Here is a 2,431-nt window from a genome sequence, read left to right as displayed (position 1 = left end):
TATGCCCGCGAGTTCGCGCTCTGGCGCGGCGACGCGGCGGCCGCCCCCCTGGCCTGCGAGGTCGATATCGACGGCCTGCGCCTGCACGGCCGGCTCGCCGATGCCTGGCCGCAGGGCCTGGCGCGGGTGCGCATCGGGCGGCCCAACGGCAACGCGTCGATCCGCAACGGTCTGGACTGGCTGTTGGCCGAGGCGAGCGGGCAGGCGCGGCCCTTCGTCGAGTTCCACGAGGCCGATGGCATCGGCCCGCACCTGCGCGAGCCGCTCGGCCGCGAACGCGCGATCCAGGCGCTGCGCGCGCTGCTCGCATTGCGCCGCGAGGGGATGCAGCGACCGCTGCCGTTCGCGCCCTACAGCGGCTGGGCCTTCTTCAGCGCCGCCGATCCCGGCCGCGGCATCGTCGCCGCGGCGCAGCAGTGGCGCGGCGGGCACCGCCAGTGGGCCGAGGGCGATAACGCATCACTGCGACTGGCGCTGCGCGGCCGCGATCCGTTCGCCGATCCCGAGGCCCGGCGCGAGTTCGCACGGTTGTCGCGGACGATCTTCGGCCTGGTCACGCACGGCGATGTCGCCCCCGCCGATGACGACGACAGCGCGCTGGCCCTGGCCGGGGACTGGGACGCGGAGGACGCCGGATGAGCGCGGTGCCCGCCCACGACCCCTGGCTCGAGCTCGCCCTCGACGGCGTGCACCTGGTCGAGGCCTCCGCCGGCACCGGCAAGACTTACACCCTGGCCACCCTGGTGACCCGGCTGGTGGTCGAGCGCGGCCTGCGCGTGGGCGAGATCCTCGCGGTGACCTTCACCGAGGCCGCCACCCAGGAGCTGCGCCGGCGCATCCGCGAACGCCTGCAACTGGCGCTGGACCTGGTGGGCGCCGCACCGGCCGGCGACGACGGCCCCGCCGTGGTCCTGACCCGGCGGCTGCTCGAACTGCACCGCGCGCGCAGCGGCGAGGGCGAGGAGGCACTGCGCCGACGCCTGCGCCAGGCCGCGCTGGAGATCGACCTCGCGGCGATCTTCACCATCCACGGTTTCTGCGCACGGGTGCTGCGCGAGCACGCACTGGAAAGCGGCCAGGGTTTCGACCCGCCCGAGCTACTCGGCAACGACCGCGCCCTGCGCGAGGCGCTGGCCGCCGACCTGTGGCGCGCGCATGCGGCCGAGCCCGCCGGTGCAGACGATCTGGCCGGGCTGTGGAAGGAGGGCCCCGCGGCGCTGGCGCTCGATCTCAAGGACCTGCTGCGCGAACCGCGGCTGTTGCCGCCGGCGATGGCGGTCGACGGCGACGCGCTGGCCGCGACGCAGGCGCGCCTCGCCGATGCGGAACAAGCCTTGCGCGAGGCCTGGCAGCGGCACGGCGAGGCGTTCTTCGACACCCTGGCGGAGGCGATCGACGCCGACGTGATGAACCGGGTCAGCTACAAGCCCGACTGGCTCGCCGAACTGCGCGGCTGGATGCGCGACTTCGCCGCCGGCCCCGCGGCGCGGCAGGCGCCGCATCCCAAGCTGGTCAAGCTCGGCGCCGAGGACCTGGCCAAGGGAACCAAGAAGAGCCACAAGGCGCGGATGCCGTCGGCGCCGGAGCTGAGCGCCGCGGTGTCGGCGTATCTCGATGCGATGGAGGCATCGACCGCGCTGTCGGCGCGGCGCCGTGCCGCCGCGCTGCACTGCCTGCGCGACGACGCCCATGCGCGGTTGCGCACCCTCAAGCAGCAGCGCCGGGTGCAGACCTACGACGACCTGATCGACGGCGTCGCCGACGCCCTCGCCGACGACGCGCGCGGCGACCTGCTCGCCAGCCGCCTGCGGGCGCAGTACCGGGTCGCCCTGGTCGACGAGTTCCAGGACACGGATGCGCGCCAGTGGCGGATCTTCGACCGCGTGTTCGGCCGCGCCAGTGCCGACCCCGCGCTGTTCCTGATCGGCGACCCCAAGCAGGCCATCTACGGCTTCCGCGGCGGCGACGTGCATACCTATCTGCATGCGCGCGGCAGTGCCGAGCAGGCGCCCGCGCTGGCGCAGAACTTCCGTTCGCGACCGGCGCTGCTGGCGGCGATCGACGCGCTGTACGCCGCGGCCGGCAGCGGTGCCTTCGTCGATCCGCGCATCGCCTTCCACCCGATCGTCCCCGGCGGCCAGCGCGGCGACGGGGACTTCCTGCGCGACGGCGCCGCCGCCCCGGCGCTGACGCTCTGGCAGGCGCCGCCCAGCGGCGAGTACGACGCCAAGGGCAAGCCCAGGCCCTGGGATGTCGAGCAGTCCCGCAGGCAGGCGACGCAGGCCTGCGCCGCCGCGATCCACGCGGTGCTGTCCGACGGCCGCGCCGGTCGCGCCCGGATCGACGGCCGCCCGGTGCGTCCGGCCGACATCGCGGTGCTGGTGCGCAGCCACGCCGAGGCCACCCGCATCCAGCACGCCCTGGCCGAGGC

At 74.9% G+C, this 2,431-nt stretch carries 1 protein-coding gene and 1 pseudogene; both read left to right on the top strand.

Annotation, left to right across the window (positions count from 1 at the left end):
* Positions 1 to 639 (top strand): annotated as a pseudogene (locus FKV24_RS19125) (exodeoxyribonuclease V subunit gamma); the annotation flags it as partial.
* Positions 636 to 2,431 (top strand): UvrD-helicase domain-containing protein (locus tag FKV24_RS03080; RefSeq protein ID WP_141481183.1); only part of this gene is annotated, 1,796 nt, incomplete at its 3' end. The pseudogene FKV24_RS19125 and the gene FKV24_RS03080, both read left to right, overlap by 4 nt.

Origin of the sequence: Marilutibacter maris, assembly GCF_006546735.2 — a bacterium.
GTDB lineage: Bacteria > Pseudomonadota > Gammaproteobacteria > Xanthomonadales > Xanthomonadaceae > Marilutibacter > Marilutibacter maris.
The sequence above is the reverse complement of the archived record's forward strand: the minus strand, read 5'-3'. Positions and strand labels throughout refer to the sequence as shown.